Below are 25,282 nucleotides of genomic sequence, written 5' to 3'. Positions count from 1 at the left end.
CCGTGCTCACCGGGGCGGGTCCACCCTGTTCAGGCGACACCCTGCGGATCCTCCTGGGCGCCCTCCACGATGCCGTCCTCCATCGCGCGCCGCAGCAGGTCGACCTTGGTGGGTGCCGGGCGCCCGACCTCCACGTACTTGACGCGGATGCGGGTGATGTTCTCCTTGGCCGTCGAATAGGCCACGCCCAGGCGCTCGGCCACGACCTTCAGCGGCAGCCCCGTCGCATACAGGCGGAGCACCTCGCGTTCGCGGGTGGACAGCTGCGCATCCGCGAACGCGGTGTCGCCGTCGACCGCGTTCGCCCACTCGACGTTGTTCAGCGCCTCACCGCGCGCGACCGTGCGCACGGCGGCGATCACGTCGTCCAGCGGGGAGGACTTGCTGATCACGCCGGCGGCTCCCGCGGCGAGTGCCTCGCGCACCGACACCGGGCGGTCGGCCACACTGTGGATGACCACGCTGGAACCGTCGGCGACGAGGCGGGTGACGTTCTCGGTCACCGTCGTGCCGTCACCGAGGGTGAGATCGAGCACCACGACGTCGGCAGGGGCCACGCCCGCACGGCTTCGCGTGTCGAGGTACTCGGCCACGCCTGCGCCTGCGAAGACGACGTCGAAGGCCGCCCGCTCGAGCGCGGCGGCGAGTCCCAGACGAACGGACTCGTGGTCGTCGATCAGGGCTACGCTGCTCACGGTCTCACCCTATCCCGTGGCCCGGCGAGTGACGCTCCCGTGGCCGGCGCGATGAGACCGCGCGGCGCGTCACCGCGTCAGCAGCGCCACGGTCTCCAGGTGGTGGGAGTGCGGGAACAGGTCGAAGGCGCGCAGAGCGCGGGGCTCGAACCCGAGACCGCGGAACGTGGCGAGGTCCCGGGCGAGCGCGACCGGGTCGCAGGCGACGTAGGCGATCGCCACCGGGTCCAGCGCTGCGACGTCCTCCACGACGGCGCGACCGGCGCCGGAGCGGGGCGGATCCAGGATCACGACGCCGCCGCCGACGCCCTGCGGCCCCGCATCGCCGGCGCGCAGGAACCGGTCCACGCGCGCCGTGACCGCATGAACGCCGAGGTCGCGCAGGTTCGCGGCCGCGTGCCGGGTCGCGCGAGGAGCGGATTCGACGGTGGTGATCCGGTGCGCGCCGAGTCGTGCCAGGGTGGCCGAGAACAGGCCGACGCCGCCGTACAGGTCGAGATGAGCCACGTCGGGGTCGACATGTCCGTCGAGCAGCTCGGCCACGGCACCGTCGAGGAGCGGCGCGGCAGCCGGATGGATCTGCCAGAAGCCGTCGGCGTCGAGCGTGAAGGACCGCTCGCCCACCCGCTCGACGATCGTCTCCGGCGCCGGGCGCCTCGGTCCGCGCCGCCCCCGGCCGCCGTGCGCGACCCGCTCGGCCTCGGTGCGCAGCACGCGGCGCACCTCGCCGTCAGCGGGCTCGACGAGCTCGATCCGGCCTTCGGGCAGCCCGCTCAGATCGCGTGCCGCGGCGTCGATCGCGGGTCGGGCGAGCACGTGCTCGGCGACGGGCACCACCCGGTGGCTGCGCGCGGCGAACGGACCGATCCGTCCCTGGTCGTCGACATGCAGCGTGACGCGCGTGCGCCAGTTCTCGTCGGCTCCGGTGGCGACGACCTCGGGGGCCGCGATCCCTCCACCGGCGAACCTGTCCAGCGCCTCCTGCAGCACCTGTCGCTTCAGCACCCGCTGATGCGCGATCGCGATGTGTCCGAGATCCGCACCGCCGGGGCGCTGCTCGGGAGCTCGCGCGACATCAGCCTCCGGCCACACATGCGGGCGCCGGTGCTCGGACGGCTCGAGCACCTCGACCGTCTCGGCGCGCCAGAACGAGCGCGAGTCGGCGGCGTCGGCCGGCTCGGTCAGCCGCGCGCGCACCCTTTCGCCGGGGATCGCGTCCGAGACGAACACCACGCGCCCCTCGTGCCGGGCGATGAAGACGCCGCCGTGTGCGATGGCGGTCACGTCGAGGTCGAGAAGAGCGCCCTCGGACGCGTGGGAATCGGTCACCCCTCGATCATCCCAGACCTCGGCGCCCGGCCCGCCGCGGGATCCGGATCCGTCGCACCGCTAGCGTGGTCACATGCGCGTCTGTCTCGCCTCCACCTCACCCGCCCGGCTCGCGCTCCTGCGGCAGAGCGGCATCGAGCCCCTCTGCCTGAGCCCGGACGTGGACGAGGACGCGGTCGCCACGGCGGAGGCGGAGCGGCTCGGCCGACCGCTCGCACCCGAAGAGGTCGTGCTGCTGCTGGGACGGGCGAAGGCCGCGGAGGTCGCGAACCGGATCCACGACGTGCACCCCGATTTCGAGGGCATCGTGATCGGCGGGGACTCCATGTTCGAGCTCGACGGGGAGGTGCACGGCAAGCCGCACACGCCCGAGCGCGCGCTCGCACGCTGGCACGCCATGCGCGGCCGCACCGGGGTGCTGCACTCCGGGCACAGCGTCGTCCTGGTGCGCCCCGGCGCGCCGGCCGAGGAGGCGTACGCGGTGGCGGAGGCCGCGGTCACCTTCGCCGCCGACATCGACGACGCCGAGCTCGAGCGGTACGTCGCCACCGGCGAGCCGCTGCTCGTGGCGGGCGCCTTCACGGTCGACAGCCTGGGCGGCGCCTTCATCGAGCGGGTCGAGGGCGATCCGTCCACGGTCGTCGGGATGTCGCTGTCGACGCTGCGCCATCTCACCGGACGGCTCGGGATCCGCTGGACCGACCTGTGGAACGCCGTCCCGTCCGCGACCTGACCCCGCCCTCGGCAGAGCTGCTTCGTAGGATCCGAGACGCGTTCTGTGCCGATTCTTGTCGAGAGTCGTCAAAAATATCGGCCGCGCTGTCGATAGGCTGACATTCATGCCTGACATCGCCAAGGTGCTCGTCGCCAACCGCGGCGAGATCGCCGTCCGCATCATCCGCGCCGCGCGCGACTCCGGTCTCTCCTCCGTCGCCGTCTACGCGGATCAGGATCGTGACGCCATGCACACCCGGCTCGCCGACGAGGCCTATGCCCTCGACGGCTCCACGAGCGCCGAGACCTACCTGCAGATCGACAAGATCCTGTCGGTGGCCCGCCGCGCCGGTGCCGACGCGGTGCACCCCGGCTACGGATTCCTCGCCGAGAACGCCGAGTTCGCCCGCGCCGTGATCGGCGCAGGCATGGTGTGGATCGGCCCCTCCCCCGAGGCGATCGAGGCTCTGGGCGACAAGGTCACCGCGCGCCACGTGGCCGAGAAGGTGGGCGCTCCGCTCGCCCCCGGCACTCCCGGCCCCGTCGAGACGGCCGCCGAGGTGGTCGCGTTCGCCGAGCAGGTGGGGCTGCCCATCGCGATCAAGGCCGCCTACGGAGGCGGCGGGCGCGGCCTCAAGGTCGCCCGCGAGCTCGACGAGGTCGCCGAGCTGTTCGAGTCCGCGACCCGCGAGGCCGTCGCCGCCTTCGGCCGCGGCGAGTGCTTCGTGGAGAAGTACCTCGACAAGCCGCGTCACGTCGAGACCCAGTGCCTCGCGGACGCCGCGGGCAACGTCGTCGTCATCTCGACGCGTGACTGCTCGCTGCAGCGCCGCCACCAGAAGCTCGTCGAGGAGGCGCCCGCGCCCTTCCTCACGGATGAGCAGAACGCCCTGCTGTACTCGGCGTCCAAGGCCATCCTCAAGGAGGTCGGCTACGTCGGCGCAGGCACATGCGAGTTCCTCATCGGCGCCGACGGCACGGTGTCGTTCCTCGAGGTGAACACCCGCCTCCAGGTCGAGCACCCCGTCTCCGAGGAGGTCACCGGCATCGACCTCGTCCGCGAGCAGTTCCGCATCGCCGCCGGCGGCACCATCGACTACGACGACCCTGCCCCCCAGGGCCACTCGATCGAGTTCCGGATCAACGGCGAGGACCCCGGCCGGGGCTTCCTGCCGCAGCCGGGCCCCGTGCACGTGTTCAAGACGTTCGGCGGCCCCGGCATCCGCCTCGACTCCGGCGTCACCGCGGGCGACGTCGTCTCCGGCGCGTTCGACTCCCTGCTCGCGAAGATCATCGTGACCGGCAAGGACCGCGCCGAGGCGCTGGAGCGCTCGCGCCGCGCGCTCGACGAATTCGAGGTCTCCGGTCTGCCGACCGTGCTGCCGTTCCACCGCAAGGTCGTGAACGACCCCGCCTTCACGGCGGAGGACGGAACGTTCGGCGTGTACACGCGCTGGATCGAGACCGAGTTCGTCAACGACATCCCCGCCTGGGACGGCGAGCTCGAGGCCGCGGGCGAGCCGAAGGGCCGCCACACGGTCGTCGTCGAGGTCGCCGGCAAGCGCCTCGAGGTCAGCCTGCCCGACCGCGTCGCCGCCTCGGTGGTCGGCACCGGCGGGCGCCCCGCGGCGGTGCCGCCGTCGCGGCGCAGCCACGCCAAGACCGTGAACGCCGGCGCATCCGGCGACGCCGTGAAGTCGCCGATGCAGGCCACCGTCGTCAAGGTCGCCGTCGAGGAGGGCCAGCAGGTCGTCAAGGGCGACCTGGTGGTCGTGCTCGAGGCGATGAAGATGGAGCAGCCGCTGCAGGCGCACAAGGACGGCGTCATCGGCAACATCAACGCCGACGCCGGCGCGACGGTGTCCGCCGGGCACCAGCTCCTCACGATCAGCTGAGCGGATCCGCAGAACGAAGAAGCGGCGCTCCCCCGGAGGGGGCGCCGCTTCTTCGCGTCCGGCTCACTTCGCGATGTACACCTGGTGCATCGCGCGCGTGGCATCGGTGATGCTGCTCGTGATCGACGGGTACGCCGCGAACACGCGCGAGACCTGATCGACGTTGAGGCGCCGCTCGACGGCGATGGCGAGCGGGTAGATCAGCTCGGAGGCCCGCGGAGCGACGATCACGGCGCCGATGACCGTACCGGATCCCTTGCGCGCGATGATCTTCACGAAGCCGTCGCGGATCCCCTGCATCTTGGCGCGCGGGTTCGCGGCGAGCGGCAGCTTGTACGCGATGCCGTCCGCGACGCCGTCCTCGATGTCCTTCTCGCTGAAGCCGATCGTGGCGATCTCCGGAGCGGTGAAGATGTTCGCCGTGATCTTGAGCTTCTCGAGCGGGATCACGATATCGCCGAGGGCGTGGAACACCGCCGTGCGGCCCTGCATCGAGGCCACCGAGGCGAGCGGGAAGAAGTTGGTGCAGTCGCCGACGGCGTAGATGTTGGAGACCGAGGTGCGCGCCACCCGGTTGACCCGGATGTGGCCCGACTCGGTGAGCTCCACGCCGACGTCCTCCAGGCCGATGCCGGCGGTGTTCGGAATGGATCCGACGGCCATCAGGCAGTGGCTGCCGTCGACGGTGCGCCCGTCCGACAGCGTCACGGTGACGCCGTTCGCAGTGCGCTCGACCTTGTCCGCGCGGGACTTGGACAGCACTTGCATGCCGCCGCGCTTGAAGACCTTCTCGAGCACGTGCGCGGCGTCCTGGTCCTCGCCCGGCAGCACCTGGTCGCGACTGGAGATCAGCGTGACCTTCGCGCCCAGGTTCATGTAGGCCGATGCGAACTCGGCGCCGGTGACGCCCGACCCGACCACGATGAGGTGCTCGGGCAGCGTCTTCATGTCGTACAGCTGGGTCCAGGTGAGGATCCGTTCGCCGTCCGGTTTGGCGGAGTCGAGCTCGCGCGGGGCGGCGCCCACGGCGACGATGAGGGTGTCGGCCTCGACGCGGTCGAACTCGGTGCCGTCCACCGAGGTGGACACGACGATCGCGTTCGGACCGTCCAGGCGGCCATGGCCGGAGAGGATCGTCACGCCCGCGTCGAGCAGCGTGGTGCGCATGTCCTCGGACTGCTGCCCGGCCAGCGCCATCAGCCGCTTGTTCACCGCGGCGAGGTTGATGGCGACCTGCGGCTTGAGAGGCTTGCCCTCCGCGCCCTTCGCATAGAACTGCACCCCCAGGTCGCTGGCCTCGCTGATCGCGACAGCGGCATCGGCCGTGGCGATCAGGCTCTTGGAGGGCACCACGTCGGTGAGCACGGCGGATCCGCCCACGCCGACCCTTTCGACGAGCGTCACCTCCGCGCCGAGCTGTGCCGCGGCGAGCGCCGCCTCGTAACCGCCGGGACCGCCACCGAGCACGGCGACACGCTGAGAGCGCTCGAACATCAAGGTCATGGGATCCATTCTTCCGCATCCGCCGCGCGGCCGGGATCAGCCGGCCCGCCCGCGGGGAAGCGTTCGGTCCCTGTTCGCCGCTCGTTCCGCATCATCGGCGCGGTCGCGAGCACTCGGGAGGGCGACGGACGCTCTTCCGCGCTCGCCTCGCCCGCCCAGGGCGCGGGGCCGTATCCTCGTTCTCATGGCTGACTGGAACCACCCCCTCGACGACCCGAGTGCCGACCCCTTCGCGATCGCCGCAGAGGCCGCCTCCGACATCCACCGGCTCACGGGAGTCGAGCGTCACGACATCGCCGTCACGCTCGGATCCGGCTGGGGCAAGGCCGCCGAGCTGATCGGCGAGACGGTCGCGACCATCCCCGCCACCGAGGTCACGGGCTTCTCCAAGCCCGCGCTCGAAGGACACGTCGGCACGCTCCGCAGCATCGTCACCCCCGGCGGCAAGAACGTGCTCGTGATCGGCGCGCGCACGCACTACTACGAGGGCCATGGCGTGCGCCGGGTCGTGCACAGCGTGCGCACCGCCGCCGCCACAGGAGCCAAGACCATGGTGCTCACGAACGGCGCCGGCGGGATCCGCGAGACCTGGAAGCCGGGGCAGCCGGTGCTGATCAGCGACCACCTCAACCTCACGGCGGACTCGCCGCTCGAGGGCGCGACCTTCATCGACCTCACCGACCTGTACAGCGCGCGGCTGCGCGACCTCGCCCGCACGATCGACCCGAGCCTCGACGAGGGCGTCTACACGCAGTTCCGCGGTCCGCACTACGAGACCCCGGCCGAGGTGCAGATGGCGAAGACCATCGGCGGTCACATCGTCGGGATGTCCACCGCCCTCGAGGCGATCGCCGCACGACAGGCCGGCATGGAGATCCTCGGCTTCTCGCTCATCACGAATCTCGCCGCGGGGATCCAGAAGACCCCGCTCAGCCACGCGGAGGTGATCGAGGCGGGTCGTGAGGCCGAGCCCGTCATCTCGGATCTGCTGGCCCGCGTGATCGGGGCGCTGTGAGCGGCCAGGAGGCGGCGCTGCTCACGCAGGCGCGCGCCTGGTTGCGGCAGGATCCGGATCCGGAGACCCGCGACGAGCTCGCCGGGCTCATCACGCGCGCCGGATCCGGTGATGAGGCGGCCCTCGCCGACCTCGCCGATCGCTTCTCGGCGCGTCTCGCCTTCGGCACCGCAGGCCTCCGCGGCGAGCTCGCCGCAGGCTCGAACCGGATGAACCGCGTGCTCGTGGCGCAGGCCGCCGCCGGCTTCGCGGCCTATCTGCAGGAGAAGGCGCCCGACTCCACGCCGGCGGCCTCCAGCGCAGCGGCCGGGTCGGCACCGACCGTCGTCATCGGCTATGACGGCCGCAAGAACTCACGCGTCTTCGCGAAGGACTCGGCGGAGATCTTCGCCGGCGCGGGGCTGCGGGCCATTCTGCTGCCCCGTCTGCTGCCGACCCCGGTGCTCGCGTTCGCCGTGCGCCACCTCGGTGCCGATGCCGGCGTCATGGTGACCGCGAGCCACAACCCGCCCAACGACAACGGCTACAAGGTCTACCTCGGCGGCGCGGATCAGGGCTCGCAGATCGTCTCCCCGGCCGACGCCGAGATCGCCGCGCACATCCAGCAGGTGGCCGATCGCGGCGACGCCCTGGCCATCCCGCGCTCGGCGACCTACGAGACCGCCGGCGAGGACATCGTCGATGCCTACGTGGCCGCCACCGCCGCCGTCGCTCCCGCCCCGGTCGGCACGGCGGGGCTGCGCTGGGTCTACACCGCGATGCACGGAGTGGGCTGGGAGACTTTCTCCCGCATCATCGGCGAGGCCGGCTATCCGGCACCGTGGACGGTGAGCGAGCAGCGCGACCCCGACCCCACCTTCCGCACCGTCTCCTTCCCGAATCCGGAGGAGCCCGGCGCCATGGACCTCGCCTTCGCGAAGGCGCGCACGCTGGGTGCTGAGCTCGTGATCGCCAACGACCCCGACGCCGACCGGCTCGCCGTCGGCATCCCCGATCCGGCTGCCGAGGGCGGCTGGCGCCGGCTCACCGGCAACGAGGTCGGGCTGCTGCTGGGCTGGCGCGCGGCGCGCGCGGCCACGGCAGAGGGACCGGCTGCTCCGGGCACATCGCTGGCGTGCTCGCTCGTGTCCTCCCCGGCGCTCGGCGCGGTGGCGGAGCGCTACGGACTGGACTTCCACGAGACGCTCACCGGGTTCAAGTGGATCTCCCGCGCTCCCGGCATCGCATTCGGCTACGAGGAGGCCCTGGGCTACCTCGTGAACCCCGGGACAGTGCGCGACAAGGACGGCATCTCCGCCGCCGTGGCGCTGCTCGGCCTCGCCGCGGAGGCGCGCGGACGCGAGGCGACGCTCGCCGATCTACTGGAGGAGGTGGCCGCCGAGGTGGGCCACTTCGCGAGCGGGCAGGTGTCGATCCGCGTCGACGACATCGCTGTGATCGGCCGGATCATGGCGGCGCTGCGCCAGGATCCGCCTGCCGCGTTCGGCGAGACCGCGATCACGGCGGTGGAGGACCTCCTCACAGCCGCCGAGGGCGCCCCCGCCGGCGATGTGCTGCGCTACCGCCTCGCCGACGGCTCCCGCGTGATCGTGCGCCCGAGCGGCACCGAGCCCAAGCTCAAGGTGTACATCGACGCGCGGGCGGAATCGGGCGAGACCGCCCGCGCCGCCGTCGCCGCGCTGGACTCCGCGATCCGGGAGCTGCTGGCCCGACTCGGCTGAGTCGGACGGCCCAGCTCACTCCCCCGGTTTTGGGGCGCGCTTCGACGTTTTGGGGCGCGTCCCACCGGGATTTCCGGGCCTGAAGCGCCCCAAAACGGAGCCACACGCCCCAAACGATCGAACGCGTCACCAGTGCCCTCCCGGATCAGGCGGGACGGATGCCGAACGCAGCGAGGCGCCGTCCCAGCACGATCGCCGAATCGATGTGCGTCCAGCCCCAACGCGCGAAAGGTCGCTGCGTGGAGCCTCGGATCCAGTCCTCCCGCTGCTTCTCCCGGTCGAGGACCTCAGCACCGCTCCGGCCTGCGAGCATGCCAGCATCGGAATACTTGATCGCGCCGTCGAACTCGCCGAATGCCACGGCCGACGGGTCGTCGAGCGCGAAGTCCACGAAGTACGAGCCGTAAGGACCGGGCACCTCGACCTGCAGCCGGATCCTGCGGAAACCGAGTTCGACGAGTCGGATCCGGCTGATGCTCTCTCCTGGAAGCTGCGCACGGCCGTCGGCGAACGCCACTACCCTGTCCGCACGGTGCCGCCCCTGGGCGGATCGGTGCGCGACGCTATGAACCGCTTCGAGGAGGGCCGCCGCCGCATCCTCATCGTAGGTTCCGGACGCTGACGCGCACCGCGATCGCAGCGCCGCGTCCGCCACGACCACGGCGCTCTCGAAGGACGCGGTGCGCGCGACGTCCGCGACGGTGCGCTCGAGCGTCGTGCAGCGCAATCCTCGGACCTCGACGACCTCCTCCTCGGATATGGCCCCGCGATGCCGGACCGTCCCGACCGCGGATCCGGGACGGTCATCAGAGACCGTGAGATGCACGCGCGTCCGATCAGGGCGGAACAGGGGAAGCCCGTGCAGCGCGGCAGCGGTCTCGTGCGAGAACACAGCGTCGTCGGAGACCAGTCCGAGCGCGTGCGCGCGGGCGATGACACGTCCCTCGGGTGATGCGGTGGCCCAGTCCTGCCGGGGCGCGTAGACACCAGGCCGGATCCGTTCCAGCTCTCCGCGGTCGTCGGCTCGGTAGACGCCCGACGCCGTACGCCGGATGCGGCCGAGCTCCGACACATGATGCACCGCGGGGATGAGGAGAGCCATCGCCCTATGGTGAGGCGCGGGCCGGCTCCCGTGTCCACCACGCATGAAATACGTGCGGAATTCGACAATCACAGCCCTTGTGGAGGACGAAGTTCAGGGCGCGTTCTCCTTTTTTTGGGGCGCGCCCTGCACGAGCTTCGTGGTGTGAGGCGCCCCAAAAGACCCCAGCGCGCCCCAGACCGCGGCGCGCACCGAACGCCCCAGCGCGCCCCAAAACCCGCGGGCGACCATCCCCGGAGCCGCGGGCCGTGTCGGGACGGCGCTCCGCCCCGGATACCCTCGATCCATGGACTTCCTCGCCCCCGTCACCCTCGAGAACGACTTCGTGCGGCTGGAGCCGCTCACCCCGGAGCACGCCGAGGATCTCGCCGCCGCGACCGCGGGGCTCGAGGACCGCTGGTACACCTCGGTCCCGTCCGCCGAAGGCGTGCCCGCGGAGATCGCCCGACGCCGAGCGCTGGCCGCGGAGGGTGCGATGAACCCGTTCGCGATCGTGCGCCTCGACACGGGGCGCGCGGTCGGGATGACGACGTTCTGCGATATCGAGCAGGCGAACCGCACTGTCGAGATCGGCTACACGTGGCTGTCGCCCGAGGTCCACGGCACGGCCGTGAATCCGTCCGCCAAGCGCCTGCTGCTGGGTCACGCCTTCGAGGCGTGCGAGGCGATCCGGGTGCAGTTCTGCACGCACTTCCACAACCGGCAGTCTCGCGCCGCGATCGAGCGGCTCGGGGCGAAGCTGGACGGCATCCTGCGCAACCACCGCATCGGGGCCGACGGCGCCTTCCGCGACACCGTCGTGTACTCGATCCTCCCCCACGAGTGGCCCGCGGTCCGCAACGGCCTGGACGCCCGACTCGACCGTCGACGCTGAGCACCGGCGCCGGCCGGCACGCCCCGCCGCGGAACCGTCGCGATGTGCACCGCCGCTCTCGCCCGCGCTCTCAGCGCACCGATAGGATCGGGGCACTGCGCGCGGAGATCCCGGCCCGCGCACGGATGAGGAGAGCATGACGACGAAGTCATATGCCGTGATCGGCGCCGGCCCCTCCGGACTCGCCGTCATGCGCGCACTGCAGAAGGCGGGCGTCGACGCCACGGGCTACGAGGCCTCCCACGGTGTCGGCGGGCTCTGGGACATCACCAACCCGCGCAGCACGATGTACTCCTCCGCACACCTCATCTCCTCGCGCACCACGACGGAGTTCACCGAGTTCCCGATGGACAGCGACGTCGACTATCCCGGCCATCGCGTGCTCAAGCGCTACTTCGACGACTATGCGGATGCGTTCGGGCTGCGCGAGCGCTTCCGGTTCGACACCAGGGTGGATCGTCTCGAGCGCGATGGGGACGGGTGGATCCTGCACGCCACGGCGCGGGGCGACGACGGCCGCGAAGAGGGCTTCGTCCGGCGCCACGACGGCGTGATCCTGGCGAACGGCACGCTCGCCGAACCGAACGTCCCGGCGTTCCCCGGAGAGTTCGCGGGCGAGATCATGCACACCAGCGCCTACAAGGATCCCGCGCAGCTCGCCGGCCGTCGGGTGCTGGTGATCGGAGCCGGCAACTCCGGCTGCGACATCGCGGTGGATGCCGTGCACCACGCATCCAGCATCGACATGAGCGTACGCCGGGGCTACTACTTCGTGCCGCGCTACCTCTTCGGCCGCCCCAGCGACACCCTCAACCAGGGCCGGCCACTGCCCGCGCGGATCAAGCAGGCGATCGACTCCCGGGTGCTGCGGGCGTTCACGGGCGACCCGGTGCGCTTCGGCTTCCCCCGACCCGACTACCGCATCTACGAGTCGCACCCGATCGTGAACACCCTCGTGCTGAACCACCTCGGCCAAGGCGACCTGCGCATCCGCGCCGACATCGATCGCTTCGACGGCCGTACCGTGCGCTTCCGCGACGGCTCGAGCGGCGACTACGACCTCATCCTGCTCGCGACCGGGTACGCGCTGGACTACCCGTTCGTCGACCGGGAGCATCTGAACTGGACGGATGCCTCGCCGCGGCTGTTCCTGAACGTCTTCCCGCCGTCGTTCAACGGCCTGTACATGATGGGCATGATCGAGGCCAGCGGCATCGGCTGGCAGGGCCGCTACGAGCAGGCCGAGCTGATCGCCGCCTACCTCGCCGCGGAGACGGCGGATCCGGCTCGCGCCGCCGCGTTCCGGGCGCGGGTCGCGACGGGCTCCTGGCCGGACCTCACCGGCGGGTACCGCTATCTCGGGCTCGCACGCATGTCGTACTACGTCAACAAGGACGCGTACCGACGGGCGGTGCGCACTGAGAAGGCCGCCCTGGCCGAGGCCCCGGCGCCGACCGGATCCGGGAGGGCGAGGACATGAACGTCGACGACGTGGCGGTGCACTTCGCCCCCGGCATGCTGACGATCCTCAACGTGGTGCTCGGCCTGATCATGCTCGGGATCGCGCTGGACACCTCCCCCAAGGACTTCCGGGTCGTGCTGACGCACCCCAAGCCCTTCATCGTGGCGATCCTGGCGCAGCTGCTCGTGCTGCCGGCCGTGACGTTCGGCCTGACCCTGGTCCTGCCGGTGACGCCGTCGATGGCGCTGGGCATGATCCTCGTCGCCTGCTGCCCGCCCGGTAACATCTCGCAGGTGCTCACGCACCGCTCTGGCGGCAATACGGCCCTGTCCGTCTCGATGACCGCGGTCGGCAACCTGCTCTACATCGTGGCGATGCCGTTGAGCATCGCGTTCTGGGGCTCGGTGCATCCCACGGCGCGCCTCCTGCTGCACCAGGTCGCGCTGAACCCGTGGCAGATGCTGCTCGAGGTCGTGCTGATCATCGGCCTGCCGTTCGCTCTCGGGCTGCTGCTGCGTGCGCGCCTGCCGCGACTCGCCTCGCGCGTGCAGCCGTTCGTGCGCTGGTTCAGCCTGCTGGCGCTGGTGGGCTTCATCGTCGGCGCGCTCGCGGGCAACTGGGCGGTGTTCCTCAGCGTGATCGGATCCGTGCTGCTCGTGGTCGCGATCCATGACGCGGTCTCGCTCGCGATCGGCTACGGCACGGCTGTGCTGGGCGGGCTCGGCACCCGTGAGCGCAAGGCCATGACCTTCGAGGTGGGGATCCGCAACGCGGGTCTCGGACTCGGACTGGTGTTCACGTTCTTCGGCGGTCTCGGCGGCATGGCCGTCGTCGCCGGCTGGTGGGGCGTGTGGGACATCGTCGCAGGTCTCGGTGTCGCTACGCTCTGGGGCATGCACACCACGCGCCGCACCGGATCGCGCACGGGCGACGCCTCCCGGCGAGCCATCCCGGCAGGAGAACGATGAGACGCGTCATGGTCACCGGCGGCGCCGGCTTCCTCGGCACCAGAGTCACCCGTCTCCTCTCCGACCACCCCGATGTCGACGTCGTCATCTGCGGCGACCTCCGCGAGTCCGAGGTGCCCGGCGTCGTCTCGGTCTCGGTGGACGTGACGGATCCGCTCGGACTGCCCGAGCTGCTGCGCCGGCATCGCGTGGACACGGTCGTGCACCTGGCGGCGATCGTCAATCCGGGCCGCGATGTGCAGGGCGAGTTCCGCGTCGACGTGCAGGGATCGTCCAACGTGCTGGCCGCGTGCGTGGAGTCCGGCGTGCGGCGCCTCGTGGTCTCGAGCTCGGGAGCCGCCTACGGGTATCACGCCGACAATCCGGCGTGGATCGACGAGACCGACGCGCTGCGCGGCAACGACGAGTTCCCCTACTCGCGGCACAAGCGCATGGTCGAGGAGATGCTCGCCGCCGCTCGCACCACTCATCCGGCCCTGGAGCAGGTGATCTTCCGGATCGGCACGATCCTGGGCCCCACCGTGCGCAACCAGATCACGGCGCTGTGGGATGCGAAGCGGATCCTGCACATCGCAGGATCCGACTCCCCCTTCGTGTTCGTGTGGGTGGACGACGTCGCCGCGGCGATGGTGCGCGCAGCCCTCGGCGAGGGCCCCGCCGGCATCTACAACGTGGCCGGCGACGGGGCGCTGACCGTACCGCAGATCGCTCGGCGGCTGCACAAGCCGCTGCTGACGATCCCGGCACCGCTGCTGACGATCGCCCTCGCCATCGGCAGCGCCCTGCGTCTGACCGAGCACGGTCCGGAGAAGATCCGCTTCCTGCGCTACCGGCCGGTGCTGCGCAACGATCGCCTGAAGGACGACTTCGGCTACACGCCGCGGCTCACGTCGGCGGAGGCGTTCGAGGAGTATCTGCGCACGCACCCGGACGTCGTGGCGAACGGCTGACCGTCACGTCGCCGGCGCCGCTCATCCGGTCTTGGTGAACACTCCGAGGCCGGACGGCTGCGGCACCTGCGCGAACTTGTTGAAGTACGCCAGTGTCACGCCGTGCACGGCGCTGCCCGCACGGGTGAACACGGCCGAGGAAAGGGATCCCGGAGGCGCCCCCTCTCCCGTCGGAGCGAACGACAGCGTATCGCCGTCCCACGGGTCGATGTCGAACGTGTAACCGCCGGTGGGACCCATCGCCCCGTGCAGCGTGCCGCCGGAGGACGTGATCGTGAGGGTGCCGAGGTACGGGCTCGTGTAGGTGCCGACGTAGTCGGAATCAGGGCCCTGCGGCTTGGCACCGGCCGGCGGCTTCTCGCCGGCCAGGTCGCCGACGGGAGCGTTGTAGTGGGAGAAGACGCCGCCGTAGGCCTTCACCCAGTCCCGGGTCTGCGCGCCGTAGAGCACATCGTCGAGGAACTGCTGGTTCACCGCCTCCGGCACGCCGATGGGCGCCCCGTTGGTGAGCACGACGATGCCCAGGTCGAGGTCCGGGACCATCGCCTCGGCGGTGGCCGTACCGAGTTCGAACCCGCCGGAGTGGCTCAGCACGACTCGTCCGCCGGCGCCCGATCCGACGTTGCTGCCGAAACCGTAGTGCCCGGGCCGCTGGTCGAGCGCGCTGTTGCGCGAGCTCACGATCTGCGCCGAGAACGCCTGTGTGAGCGGCGCAGGGTCGATGAAGTCCTTGCCCGCGAGCTTGCCGTCGGCGAGCACCACCGCCATCCATTTGGCCACGTCCCCTGCCGTCGACGCCACGCCGCCGGCCGGTGCCTCCGCGTCGGGGTCGCGATCGAACAGCGGCTCGAAGTCGTCCGCCCCGATCCGCGTGTGCTGCACGGCCCGGTCGCGCGTGGCGAGGAACTCGGCGTGCGAGGAGGTGGTGGAGGTCATCCCGAGCGGGTCGAACAGCAGCTCCTTCGCCGTCTGCTCCCAGGTCTCGTGCCGCGCGGCGGCGACGGCCACCGCGCCGGTCGTGAGTCCGAAGTTCGAGTACTGGTACGTCGTGCGGAAGGGCGCGAGCGGGATCTGGTTCAGGTGAGCCAGGATGTACGCGCGATCGAAGCCGAGATCCTCGAGTTCGTCGCCGCCGCCGGTCGGGATGCCGGTGCGGTGCGCGAAGGCGTCGCCGATCGTCGCATTCGCCGTGACATACGGATCGTTGAAGGTCATCGACGGCATCAGGTCCTTGATCGGAGTGTCCCAGGTGATGCTCGGATCCTCGGTCATCGCCCGCGCGACGATCGTGCTCGAGATCGGCTTCGACATCGACGCGATCATGAACAGGGTGTTGACATCGACCGGTGCTCCTGTGCGCTTGTCGCGCACTCCGAACGCCCCCTCGTACACGGTCTTCCCCTTCGAGACCACGGCGACCGTGGCGCCGGGGACGCCGGTGCGTTTGAGCGCGTCGGCGACGTGCGCCGGGAGCTTCTTCAACGCGGCGGCGACAGCGGTCGCGCGGTCGGTGTACAGCGGAATCACGTCCTGGTTCGGCGCCGCCCCGGTCTGCACGTGCACCGGCTTCACGCCCTGCGTCGGCGCCGAGCAACCCGCCACGGTGCCGACCATCAGCAGTGCCGCCGAGGCGGCGATCAGCGGCGACCGCAGGCGCGCCGCACCGCTCCTCTTCCTTGCGGGCCCCATCTCGCTCCTCTTCTCGCGGCCCCCCTCGGTGAGGCTAGCGAGCGCGGAACCCGCGGGGCAAGGTGTGACGGTGCGCCGAGACCGATTCGTGCCCGTCGACCACCGCGGCGGCGTTCGACGACTCCGCACGCATCCCGTCTCCGGGCGTCGCATCCGCCGGATCCCGTCTCCGCCGTCGCCGCGTCAGGCCCGCTGCAGCTCCTGTGCGAACATCACCAGGATGCCGCTGGGTCCGCGGAGGTAGGTGAGCTTGTACACGTCCTGGTAGTTCGCGACGCCCCGCAGGGGGAAGCAGCCGTGCCGGGCGGCGATCGCCAGCGACTCGTCGATGTCGTCGACGGCGAACGCGATGCGGTGCATGCCGATCTCGTTCGGGAGCGTCGGCGCGGTCTCGATGGCGTCGGGGTGGATGTACTCGAACAGCTCGACGCGCCCGTGTCCGTCCGGCGTCTGCAGCACGGCGATCCTCGCGTGATTGCCATCGAGCCCGACGGCCGTGTCCGTCCACTCCCCCGACACGGTGTCGCGGCCCAGCACGGTGAGCCCGAGATCGGTGAAGAACGAGATGGTCGCTTCGAGGTCCTGGACGGCGATGCCGACGTTGTCCATGCGGATGGCCATACTCCGCACTCTACGCCGCGCGAGTCACCCGCCCCGGCATCAGTGCGAGCCGGCCTCGACCAGGATCACCCCGCCGACGATCACGGCGAGACCGATCGCGGTCATGACCGAGATGCGATCGCGGAACAGCACGCGCCCCAGCACCGCCGTGGCGGCGACGCCGAGTGCCGCCCAGACCGCGTACGCGATGCCGACCGGCATGCCCAGCGCCAGCACCGCACCCAGCAGCACGTAGGAGGCCAGGTAGCCCAGGACGATGGCCGGGATATGGCGACGGCGGCGGAAGCCCTCGGAGGCGCGCAGGCTCAGGGTGGCGGTCACCTCGGAGGCGATCGCGCCGAGCAGCAGCAGCCAGGTCATGAGGCGTCTCCCGACGCACCGCGGGCGTGCCGGGTGCCCAGTTCGGCGAGCAGCACGCCGGCGATGATCACGCCGAGGCCGACGAGGGAGAGCGGGCTCAGGGTCTCGGCGAACAGCGCGGCGGCCGCGAGCGCGGTGAGCGCCACGCCGATCGCGGACCAGATGCCGTAGGCGACGCCCACCGGCATGCCGCGGGTGAGCACGATCCCGAGCAGCCAGAACGACCCGCCGTACCCGAGCACGACCACGCACAGCCACCACCAGGATCCGCCCGTCGACACCGCTCGCAGGCTGAGCGTCGCACTGACCTCCAGCACGATCGCGAGCAGCAGGGGCGGCCAGGCGTTGGGCCGGTGACGACCGCCGGCCCCGGCATCAGGGGCCCGGCCCGCCGGGTCAGGCGAGGACATCGTCGAGCAGCGGATGCAGATGCCGGGAGCGCAGTGTCAGCGCGGCCGTCGCCGCGCCGGCCGACAGGGCGTCGCGCACCGCACGGCCCGCCAGCGTCGCGTCGAGCACGCCCGCGAAGAACGCGTCGCCGGCGCCGTTGGTGTCCACGACGTCGACCGGCACCGCCGCCACATGATGCAGCACGCCCTCGCCGTCGACCGCGATCGCGCCGTCGGCTCCGAGCGTGCAGACCGCGAGCGAGACGCCTGCATCGATACGGTCGCGCAGGAAGCCCTCGGGATCCGGCAACCGGTCGGCGTTGCAGAAGACGACGTCGGCAGCCTCGAGGAACGGCCGGTGGAACTCCGCGGCGCCGTCGTAGTCATGCAGGTCGACCCAGATCGGCGCACCGGCCGTCTGCGCCTCGTCGACCGCGGCGAGCCCCTCGGCGGAGAGATCGAGCACGATCGCGGCGGCACCGGCGAGCGCGGGCTCGTCGCCGGCGAGCGCTTCCCACCCGGGCGTGAGCTCCGGCGACGAGAGGAACACAGAGACCCGCTCGCCGGCAGCCGTCATGAGGTTCAGATGACGCTCGGAGACGATGGCCTCGCGCAGACCGCGCAACGGCACCCCGGCTCTGACCAGTGCGTCCCGGATCCGCAGTCCCGCCGCGTCGCGACCGACCCGCGCCCGCAGGGACACGGCCCGCCCGAGACCGTGCAGGCTCAGCGCCTTGCCGGCGCTCGTCCCGCCGACCGTCTGCCAATCCGCGTCCGCGAACTGCATGTGCGGCGTCGGCTCGGGCAGGCGATCCAGCAGCACGATGGTGTTCCACGACACCGCCCCGACGACGGCGACCCGCCCCGCGTCGGGGGCTTCACTCATCGAAGCCCTCGGCGATCAGCTCGACGAGCTCCTCCCGCTCCTCGACGGGGAGGAACGCGCCCGCGGCGGCGTTGAACTGGAACGACTCGAGGTCCTCGAGGTCGTAGCCGAACGCGTCCACGAGCAGCGCCATCTCGCGCGTCAGCGATGTCGCGCTCATCGTGCGGTTGTCCACGTTCACGGTCACCGCGAAACCCAGCTGGTAGAGCAGGTCGAACGGGTGGTCGGCGAACTCGGTCCCCCACGCGGCGATCGCGCCGGTCTGCAGGTTCGACGACGGCGAGAGCTCGAGCGGGATCTCCCGATCGCGCACCCAGCGCGCCAGATCGCCGAAGCGGACCTGCACCTCCTCGCCGTCGCGGTTCACGATCTCCAGATCCTCCGCGATGCGCACACCATGACCGAGCCGGAGTGCACGGCCGTCGACCAGGGCGGAGCGGATCGAGTCCGGACCCGCCGCCTCACCGGCGTGCACCGTGGTCGGGAACATCTGCCCGGCCAGGTACTCGAACGTCTCGCGATAGCGCGAGGACGGGTAGCCCGCCTCGGGCCCCGCCGTGTCGAAGCCGACCACGCCGCGATCGCGGTTGGCGACCGCGAGCTCGGCGATCTCGCGCACGCGGTCCGTCTGCCTCATGGCGGAGAGCAGCTGCCCGACCCGGATGCTCTTGCCGTGGCTCTCCGCGGCGTCCTCCGCCTCGTCGATGCCGTCCTGCACCGCGTCGACCGCCTGCTGCAGGCTGAGCCCGCCCGTGAGGTGCAACTCGGGCGCCCAACGCACCTCGCCGTACACGACGCCGTCGCGCACCAGGTCTTCGACGAACTCCCGCGAGATGCGGCGCAGGTTCTCCGCGCTCTGCATGACGGAGAGCGACACGTCGAAGGTCTTCAGATAGTCGACCAGGGATCCGGCCGACGCCTGGGTGCGGAACCACATCGCGAGCCCGGTCGGGTCGGTGTGCGGCAGCTCGATCCCGGCCGCATCGGCGAGCTCGATGATCGTGGCGGGACGAACCCCGCCGTCGAGGTGATCGTGCAGGGAGACCTTGGGAAGACTCCGGAGGGACAGGCCCTCGACCTCCAGGTCGCCGTTCGCGTCGATGGGCATGACAGATCCTTCCTCAGCGGTCGATCGATGGGAATCGTCAGGGATGTTCCGAGAGGAACCGGACAGGGCGCCGCGCGCACACCGCGCCCGGAATCAGCCTAGGCGGTGATGCGCTCGCGCACGAGGGGCGCGCGCTCGGTCTGCGCGGCACCGATCTCCCATGCTCCGTCCACCGCGTCCAGAGCACGGTCGAACCGCGCCGCGTCGTCGGCGGACAGCGTGAACACCGGATCCCCCGCACGCACGGCGTCACCGGGCTTCACGTGCAGGTCGATGCCCGCGGCGAACACCACCGCGTCCTCGGCGCGGGCGCGGCCCGCCCCCAGCCGCCACGCGCCGATGCCGAAGGGCAGCGCGTCCATGCGCGTCACGAACCCGTCCGAGGGCGCCGTCACGGTGTGCGTCTCCCGGGCGGAAGGCAGTGCTGCGTCCGGATCGCCGTCCTGCGCTCGGATCATCGCCTTCCACGAGTCCATCGCGCGTCCGTCATCCAGCGCCCTCTCCACGTCGGCGTCGGGCTGACCGCTCAGCGCCAGCATCTCGCGGGCGAGGGCGAGGGTGAGCTCGCGCACGTCGGCGGGTCCGCCGCCGGCGAGCACCTCGACCGACTCGCGCACCTCGTTCGCATTGCCGATCGCCAGGCCCAGCGGCACGTTCATGTCGGTCAGCAGCGCGGTCGTCTGAACACCGGAATCGGTGCCGAGCGCCACCATGGTGCGCGCGAGTTCGCGCGCGCGGTCGATGTCCTGCATGAAGGCTCCGGAACCGAACTTGACGTCCAGCACCAGCGCGTCGGTGCCCTCGGCGATCTTCTTGGACATGATGCTCGACGCGATCAGCGGGATCGCCTCGACGGTGCCGGTGACGTCGCGCAGGGCGTAGAGCTTCTTGTCCGCCGGGGCGAGACCGGATCCGGCCGCGCAGATCACGGCACCGACGTCGCCCTGCAGCTGCGCGAACATCTCCTCGTTGCTGAGCGCGGCGCGCCAGCCGGGGATCGACTCGAGCTTGTCGAGCGTGCCGCCGGTGTGGCCGAGGCCGCGGCCGCTGAGCTGCGGAACGGCCACGCCGAAGCTGGCCACGAGCGGCGCCAGCGGCAGCGTGATCTTGTCGCCCACGCCGCCGGTGGAGTGCTTGTCGACGGTCCTCTTGCCGAGGGCCCCGAAGCTCATGCGCTCCCCCGAGGCGATCATGGCGTCGGTGAGCACGCGGATCTCGTCGCGCTCCATGCCGCGCTGGAAGATCGCCATCGCAAAGGAGGCCATCTGCGGATCCGTGACATAGCCGCGCGTGTAGGCGTCGACCATCCATCGCAGCGCGGGCTCGGGAACGGTCCCGCCGTCGCGCTTGGCGCGGATCACGTCGACGGCATCAAAGGGCTCAACACTCAACGGACGTTCTCCAGATCTCTCGGCCCGAACGCGTCGGGCAGCACTTCGTCGATGGTCCTGATGCCGGACACGGTCTCCAACAGCATCCCCGGCGCGGAGTGCTCGTACAGCAGCTGCCGACAGCGACCGCAGGGCATGATCGTGTCGCCCTCGCCGTTCACGCAGAGGAAGGCGATGAGCCGCCCGCCGCCGGACATGAACAGATCACCCACCATCGCGCATTCCGCGCACAGGGTGACGCCGTAGGAGGCGTTCTCGACATTGCAGCCCGAGACGATCCTGCCGTCGTCCACGAGTGCGGCGGCGCCCACCCGGTAGTGCGAGTACGGCGCGTAGGCCTTCCGCTGGGCGTCATCGGCGACGCGGCGCAGCTCGTCCCAGTCGATGTCCATGAACGCCCTCCTAGGACTTGATGTACGGCTTGCCGTCGGCCGCCGGCGCCTTGATCTGACCGACGAAGCCGACCACGGCCAGGATCGTCACCACGTACGGCAGCATCAGCATGAACTCGCCGGGGATCGGCGTGCGCAGCACGGCGAGCAGATTCTGCAGGTTGGTCGCGAAGCCGAACAGCAGCGCCGCGAGGGCCGCGCGCACCGGATCCCAGCGCCCGAAGATCACCGCGGCCAGCGCGATGAAGCCGAGTCCCGCGGTCATGTCCTTGGTGAACTGCGGTACCGAGACCAGCGTGAAGTAGGCGCCGCCGATACCGGCGATCGCACCGGCGAGCTGCAGGTTCCAGAACCGCGTCGGGTTGACCTTGATGCCGACGGTGTCCGCGGCGTGGGGGTGCTCGCCGACCGCGCGCACACGCAGCCCCCAGCGCGTGCGGTACATCGCCCAGGCGACGAGCGCGACGACGACGTACATCAGATAGACGAGGAAGGTCTGGTTGAACAGGGCGGGGCCGATCACCGGGATGTCACCGAGGATCGGGATCTTGATGAGCGAGAACCGGGTGGGGCTGTTCAGCGTCTGGGCGTTCGGCGCGAGCACGCCCTGGTACAGGAAGCCGGTCAGGCCGGAGGCGAACACGTTCAGCACCACGCCGACGATGACCTGGTCGACGAGGTACTTGATCGCGAACGCGCCCAGCACGAGCGAGATCAGGACGCCGCCCAGCATGGCGCCGATGAGCCCGACGAACGGGTTGTGCGTGAGGGAGCCGAGGATCGTCGCCGTGAACGCGCCGAGCAGGAACTGCCCCTCGATCGCGACGTTGACGACGCCGGCGCGCTCGCCGATCACACCCGCGAGAGCACCGAAGACGAGCGGCACCGCGAGCGAGATGGATCCGCCGAGCAGTCCGGTGAGGGTGATCGCGCCCGCCGCACCCGCGCCCGCCCAGGTGAGGAACGCCGTCATCGCGAGCACCGCGTACACGATCGGCACCCACAGCGGGACCTTCCGGTACTGCAGCGCGGCGATCAGAGCCAGCACGCCGAGCCCGACCGCGATCACCCAGGTGATCCAGAGCACCGGACCCGCGGGCACCGCGATGTCGCCGAGGCGGATCACCGCGCTCGCCTCGGACAGGCGGAACGTGGTGGTCCCGTAGCGGGGGACGAGCAGGAACAGCAGCCCCAGCAGCGCCACGATCGCGAGCAGCGTGATCGGGACCTTCAGAGAGCGCACCTTGACGACGGTCGGTGCGTCGAGCACAGGTGCCGAGGTGAGGGAGGTGCTCATGCGGCCGCCGCCTTCGTGTCGGAGGAATCGGTGTTCTTCGACGCCCGGCGCGCGATCCGCGCCTTGGAGCGCTGCGAGCGCTCGGAATCGTCCTTGGGCAGGAAGAAGATGGTGCGGATCAGCGGGGGCGCCGCGATGAACAGCACGATGAGCGACTGCACCACGAGCACGATGTCGACGGGGATGGACTGGAGCGCCTGCATCGGGAACGAACCCGCCTTCAGCGCGCCGAACAGCAGGCCCGCCCAGAACGTGCCCCATGCGCGGCTGCGGCCGAGCAGGGCGACGGTGATGGCCGTGAACCCGATGCCCGCGTCGATGCCGCCGTCGAAGCCGCTCGTGATCGTGCTCTGGATCTGGAACATGCCGGCCAGACCCGCGAGACCGCCGGAGAACAGCATCGCGTAGATGTAGATGCGCGGAACGCTGATGCCTGCGGCACGGGCCGCGTTGGGGTTCTCCCCCACGGCGCGCATGCGGAAGCCGAGACCGGAGCGCTCGACGAGCCACCACACGAACAGCGTGGCGAGGATGACGATCGGGAAGCCCCAGTCGATCAGGTCGAGCCCGGGGAGCTTGGGCAGCACCGCGCTCGGCGGCGTGGGCCGGGTGATCGGCTGGATCTGGCCGGGGCGCTGCAGCAGCTGCGGGACCTGCACCATCCACGTCACGAAGTAGAACGCGACGTAGTTGAGCATGATCGTGAGGATGACCTCGTGCGCGCCGGTGCGGGCCTTGAGCAGGCCCACGAGCCCGCCCCAGAGCGCGCCGGCCGCGACGCCGACGATCAGGGTGAGCGGGATCTGGATGATCGCCGGCAGGTTCAGCTGGAAGGTGACCAGCGCCGCCGCCGCACAGGCGATGAGCATCTGGCCGCGGGCGCCGATGTTGAACAGGCCGACGCGGAAGGCGACCGCGATGCCGAGGCCCGCCGCGATGAGCGGCGCAGCGAAGCCGATCGTGTTGCCGAGCGGCTTCACGGCCGACCAGAAGTCCGATGCTCCGAAGTCGATGATCGATCCGTTGAACAACGCGGAGTACGCGCCGATCACCGCGCTCCAGGCAGCGCCCAGCGTGTCCGCGGGGCGCGCGAAGAAGTACCCGGATGCGGTCTGCACGTCGGGATTGGTGACGGCGATCAGGACGCCGCCGACGATCAGCGCGAGCAGGATCGCCAGCACCGTGGTCACCGCGCTGCCCCGCAGGATCTCGCGGAGCACCCGGTTCGAGACCGGGATCTCCTGGATGTTGCGCGTCATCGGCGGCTCGGGCGCGGGCGCCTGAGGTTCGGTCGCGGTGCTCATGCGGCTGCCTCCGTCGGGTTCTCGCCGGCCATCATCAGGCCGAGCACGTCGCGCGGGGTGTCCCCCGGCACGATGCCGACGATGCGGCCGCGGTACATGACCGCGATGCGGTCGGCGAGGGCGGTGACCTCGTCCAGCTCGGTCGACACCACGATCACGGGGATGCCCGAGTCGCGGGTGGCGACGATGCGCTTGTGGATGAATTCAATGGATCCGACGTCCACGCCGCGGGTCGGCTGCGATGCGAGCAGCAGCTTGAGCTCGCGGTTGAGCTCGCGGGCGATCACGACCTTCTGCTGGTTGCCGCCGGAGAGGGAGCCGGCCGCCTGGCCCGGCCCCTGCGTGCGGATGTCGAACTCGGAGATCCGGGCCTTCGCGAAGGTGTCGAGCACGCCGCGCAGGATTGTTCCGAAGCGGGTGAACTTCGGGTCGTCCGAGCGGTCGAGGATGAGGTTCTCCGCGACGGAGAAGGCGCCCACGAGACCGTCCTCGTTGCGGTCCTCCGGGACGAAACCGACACCGGCGTCGAGCACCTGGTGCACGTTGCGGCCGATGAGCTCGACCCCGTTCAGCGAGATGGATCCGGTCGAGCGCGCACCGAGCCCCATGATCGCCTCGGCCAGCTCGGTCTGTCCGTTGCCCTGCACGCCGGCGATCGCGAGCACTTCGCCCGGGCGCACCTCGAAGTCGATGTCGTCGACGACCACGACCCCGTCCGGGGCGATCACGCGCAGATCCTTCACGCGCAGTCCGCCCTCGCCGATCTTCGGCGGATCCTTGTGCACCGTGAGCTCGACGGCGCGTCCCACCATCATCGAGGCGAGCTCCGTGTTGGAGGACTTGGGATCAGCCTCCCCCACCACTTTGCCGAGCCGGATCACGGTGATCTTGTCGGCGATCGCGCGGACTTCGCGGAGCTTGTGCGTGATGAACACGATCGCCGTGCCCTCGTCGCGCAGCTGCTTCATGATCTCCATGAGCTCGTCGGTCTCCTGGGGCGTGAGCACCGCGGTCGGCTCGTCGAACACGAGCACCTTCGCGTCGCGGCTCAGCGCCTTGATGATCTCGACGCGCTGCTGCACACCGACCGGCAGGTCGCCCACGATCGCGTCGGGATCCACCTCGAACCCGAACCGCGAGGCGACCTCGCGCACGTGATCACGGGCCGCCGCGATGTCCAGCACGCCGAGCGCCTTGGACTGCTCGTGCCCGAGCATGACGTTCTCTGCGACGGTGAACACCGGGATGAGCATGAAGTGCTGGTGCACCATGCCGATGCCGGCCGCCATCGCGTCGCCGGGGCCGCGGAAGTGCTGCGGCACGCCGTCGAGCAGGATCTCGCCCTCGTCGGCCTGATACAGGCCGTAGAGGACGTTCATCAGGGTCGACTTGCCGGCCCCGTTCTCGCCCAGCAGGGCGTGGATCTCGCCGGGTTCGACGACCACGTCGATGTGATCGTTGGCGACCAGGGATCCGAAGCGCTTGGTGATGCCGCGGAGCTCGAGCTTCATAACTGTGACCCTATCCGGGAAGGGGGGACTCAAGAAGAGCGCGGGGCGCCGGATCCCGCCATCGGAGCCTTGCGGCTGCGACGGCGGAATCGGAGCGCCCCGCGTC

Annotated in this window: 23 protein-coding genes; 8 read left to right on the top strand and 15 right to left on the bottom strand. The window is 70.6% G+C overall.

Features of this window, described 5'->3' with window-relative positions:
- Nucleotides 1–29 precede the first annotated feature (29 nt).
- Nucleotides 30–695: a response regulator transcription factor gene (locus LXM50_RS06430; RefSeq protein ID WP_233310485.1), complete on the bottom strand. Its 666-nt coding sequence runs from the start codon at nucleotides 693–695 to the stop codon at nucleotides 30–32.
- A gap of 69 nt (nucleotides 696–764) precedes the next feature.
- Entirely contained in the window at nucleotides 765–2,024 is a 1,260-nt protein-coding gene (locus LXM50_RS06425) for a class I SAM-dependent RNA methyltransferase (protein WP_233310484.1), read from the bottom strand.
- A 73-nt stretch (nucleotides 2,025–2,097) separates the two neighbouring features.
- On the opposite strand from LXM50_RS06425, the gene LXM50_RS06420 reads away from it, so the two are divergent.
- Together LXM50_RS06420 and LXM50_RS06415 are read left to right on the top strand one after the other, a co-directional pair.
- A complete protein-coding gene (locus LXM50_RS06420) occupies nucleotides 2,098–2,757 on the top strand; it encodes a nucleoside triphosphate pyrophosphatase (protein ID WP_233310483.1) in 660 nt (219 codons plus the stop codon).
- Nucleotides 2,758–2,863: 106 nt separating this feature from the next.
- Nucleotides 2,864–4,633: a biotin carboxylase N-terminal domain-containing protein gene (locus LXM50_RS06415; protein ID WP_233310482.1), complete on the top strand. Its 1,770-nt coding sequence runs from the start codon at nucleotides 2,864–2,866 to the stop codon at nucleotides 4,631–4,633.
- Between the two features lie 63 nt (nucleotides 4,634–4,696).
- On the opposite strand, the gene LXM50_RS06410 is transcribed toward LXM50_RS06415, so the two are convergent.
- Nucleotides 4,697–6,145, bottom strand: a complete 1,449-nt coding sequence (locus tag LXM50_RS06410; RefSeq protein ID WP_233310481.1) for an NAD(P)H-quinone dehydrogenase — start codon at nucleotides 6,143–6,145, stop codon at nucleotides 4,697–4,699.
- A gap of 175 nt (nucleotides 6,146–6,320) precedes the next feature.
- On the opposite strand from LXM50_RS06410, the gene LXM50_RS06405 reads away from it, so the two are divergent.
- Both LXM50_RS06405 and LXM50_RS06400 read left to right on the top strand, forming a co-directional pair.
- Nucleotides 6,321–7,151, top strand: coding sequence for a purine-nucleoside phosphorylase (locus LXM50_RS06405; RefSeq protein ID WP_233310480.1), 831 nt, complete (start codon nucleotides 6,321–6,323; stop codon nucleotides 7,149–7,151).
- Nucleotides 7,148–8,872: a phospho-sugar mutase gene (locus LXM50_RS06400; protein WP_233310479.1), complete on the top strand. Its 1,725-nt coding sequence runs from the start codon at nucleotides 7,148–7,150 to the stop codon at nucleotides 8,870–8,872. The genes LXM50_RS06405 and LXM50_RS06400 overlap by 4 nt, the downstream gene beginning before the upstream one ends.
- Nucleotides 8,873–9,017: 145 nt before the next feature.
- Here LXM50_RS06400 and LXM50_RS06395 read toward each other — a convergent pair whose 3' ends face one another.
- Entirely contained in the window at nucleotides 9,018–9,974 is a 957-nt protein-coding gene (locus tag LXM50_RS06395) for a hypothetical protein (RefSeq protein ID WP_233310478.1), read from the bottom strand.
- Nucleotides 9,975–10,260: 286 nt separating this feature from the next.
- On the opposite strand from LXM50_RS06395, the gene LXM50_RS06390 reads away from it, so the two are divergent.
- The 4 genes from LXM50_RS06390 to LXM50_RS06375 all read left to right on the top strand — a co-directional run bounded on the left by LXM50_RS06390 (nucleotide 10,261) and on the right by LXM50_RS06375 (nucleotide 14,228).
- Entirely contained in the window at nucleotides 10,261–10,848 is a 588-nt protein-coding gene (locus tag LXM50_RS06390; RefSeq protein ID WP_233310477.1) for a GNAT family N-acetyltransferase, read from the top strand.
- A 136-nt stretch (nucleotides 10,849–10,984) separates the two neighbouring features.
- The gene (locus tag LXM50_RS06385; RefSeq protein WP_233310476.1) at nucleotides 10,985–12,328 is read left to right on the top strand and encodes an NAD(P)/FAD-dependent oxidoreductase; all 1,344 of its coding nucleotides are present in this window, start codon (nucleotides 10,985–10,987) and stop codon (nucleotides 12,326–12,328) included.
- A complete protein-coding gene (locus LXM50_RS06380; RefSeq protein WP_233310475.1) occupies nucleotides 12,325–13,278 on the top strand; it encodes a bile acid:sodium symporter family protein in 954 nt (317 codons plus the stop codon). The genes LXM50_RS06385 and LXM50_RS06380 overlap by 4 nt, the downstream gene beginning before the upstream one ends.
- Nucleotides 13,275–14,228, top strand: a complete 954-nt coding sequence (locus LXM50_RS06375) for an NAD-dependent epimerase/dehydratase family protein (RefSeq protein WP_233310474.1) — start codon at nucleotides 13,275–13,277, stop codon at nucleotides 14,226–14,228. Before LXM50_RS06380 ends, LXM50_RS06375 begins: the two co-directional genes overlap by 4 nt.
- A gap of 21 nt (nucleotides 14,229–14,249) precedes the next feature.
- On the opposite strand, the gene LXM50_RS06370 is transcribed toward LXM50_RS06375, so the two are convergent.
- The 11 genes from LXM50_RS06370 to LXM50_RS06320 all read right to left on the bottom strand — a co-directional run bounded on the left by LXM50_RS06370 (nucleotide 14,250) and on the right by LXM50_RS06320 (nucleotide 25,176).
- Complete coding sequence (locus tag LXM50_RS06370; RefSeq protein WP_233310473.1) at nucleotides 14,250–15,917, bottom strand: serine hydrolase; 1,668 nt, start codon at nucleotides 15,915–15,917, stop codon at nucleotides 14,250–14,252.
- A gap of 183 nt (nucleotides 15,918–16,100) precedes the next feature.
- Nucleotides 16,101–16,538 carry a VOC family protein gene (locus LXM50_RS06365; protein ID WP_233310472.1) on the bottom strand — a complete coding sequence of 146 codons (438 nt, stop codon included), beginning with the start codon at nucleotides 16,536–16,538 and terminating at the stop codon, nucleotides 16,101–16,103.
- A 39-nt stretch (nucleotides 16,539–16,577) separates the two neighbouring features.
- The gene (locus LXM50_RS06360) at nucleotides 16,578–16,898 is read right to left on the bottom strand and encodes a multidrug efflux SMR transporter (protein WP_233310471.1); all 321 of its coding nucleotides are present in this window, start codon (nucleotides 16,896–16,898) and stop codon (nucleotides 16,578–16,580) included.
- Nucleotides 16,895–17,308, bottom strand: a complete 414-nt coding sequence (locus tag LXM50_RS06355) for a multidrug efflux SMR transporter (protein ID WP_233310470.1) — start codon at nucleotides 17,306–17,308, stop codon at nucleotides 16,895–16,897. Before LXM50_RS06355 ends, LXM50_RS06360 begins: the two co-directional genes overlap by 4 nt.
- A complete protein-coding gene (locus LXM50_RS06350) occupies nucleotides 17,295–18,173 on the bottom strand; it encodes a carbohydrate kinase family protein (RefSeq protein WP_233310469.1) in 879 nt (292 codons plus the stop codon). The genes LXM50_RS06355 and LXM50_RS06350 overlap by 14 nt, the downstream gene beginning before the upstream one ends.
- A complete protein-coding gene (locus tag LXM50_RS06345) occupies nucleotides 18,166–19,281 on the bottom strand; it encodes an adenosine deaminase (protein WP_233310468.1) in 1,116 nt (371 codons plus the stop codon). Before LXM50_RS06345 ends, LXM50_RS06350 begins: the two co-directional genes overlap by 8 nt.
- 98 nt (nucleotides 19,282–19,379) lie before the next feature.
- On the bottom strand, nucleotides 19,380–20,672 hold the full coding sequence (locus tag LXM50_RS06340) for a thymidine phosphorylase (protein WP_233310467.1): 1,293 nt from the start codon (nucleotides 20,670–20,672) through the stop codon (nucleotides 19,380–19,382).
- On the bottom strand, nucleotides 20,669–21,064 hold the full coding sequence (locus LXM50_RS06335) for a cytidine deaminase (protein ID WP_233310466.1): 396 nt from the start codon (nucleotides 21,062–21,064) through the stop codon (nucleotides 20,669–20,671). The genes LXM50_RS06340 and LXM50_RS06335 overlap by 4 nt, the downstream gene beginning before the upstream one ends.
- Before the next feature lie 10 nt (nucleotides 21,065–21,074).
- Nucleotides 21,075–22,361, bottom strand: a complete 1,287-nt coding sequence (locus LXM50_RS06330) for an ABC transporter permease (protein WP_233310465.1) — start codon at nucleotides 22,359–22,361, stop codon at nucleotides 21,075–21,077.
- The gene (locus LXM50_RS06325; RefSeq protein WP_374107809.1) at nucleotides 22,358–23,665 is read right to left on the bottom strand and encodes an ABC transporter permease; all 1,308 of its coding nucleotides are present in this window, start codon (nucleotides 23,663–23,665) and stop codon (nucleotides 22,358–22,360) included. Before LXM50_RS06325 ends, LXM50_RS06330 begins: the two co-directional genes overlap by 4 nt.
- Nucleotides 23,662–25,176 carry an ABC transporter ATP-binding protein gene (locus LXM50_RS06320; RefSeq protein WP_233310464.1) on the bottom strand — a complete coding sequence of 505 codons (1,515 nt, stop codon included), beginning with the start codon at nucleotides 25,174–25,176 and terminating at the stop codon, nucleotides 23,662–23,664. Before LXM50_RS06320 ends, LXM50_RS06325 begins: the two co-directional genes overlap by 4 nt.
- Between the last annotated feature and the right edge of the window lie 106 nt (nucleotides 25,177–25,282).

Origin of the sequence: Microbacterium sp. Au-Mic1 (assembly GCF_021341785.1) — a bacterium.
Classification (GTDB): Bacteria; Actinomycetota; Actinomycetes; order Actinomycetales; family Microbacteriaceae; genus Microbacterium.
Note: the sequence above shows the minus strand (reverse complement) of the source record. Positions and strands in the feature narration are given on the sequence as shown.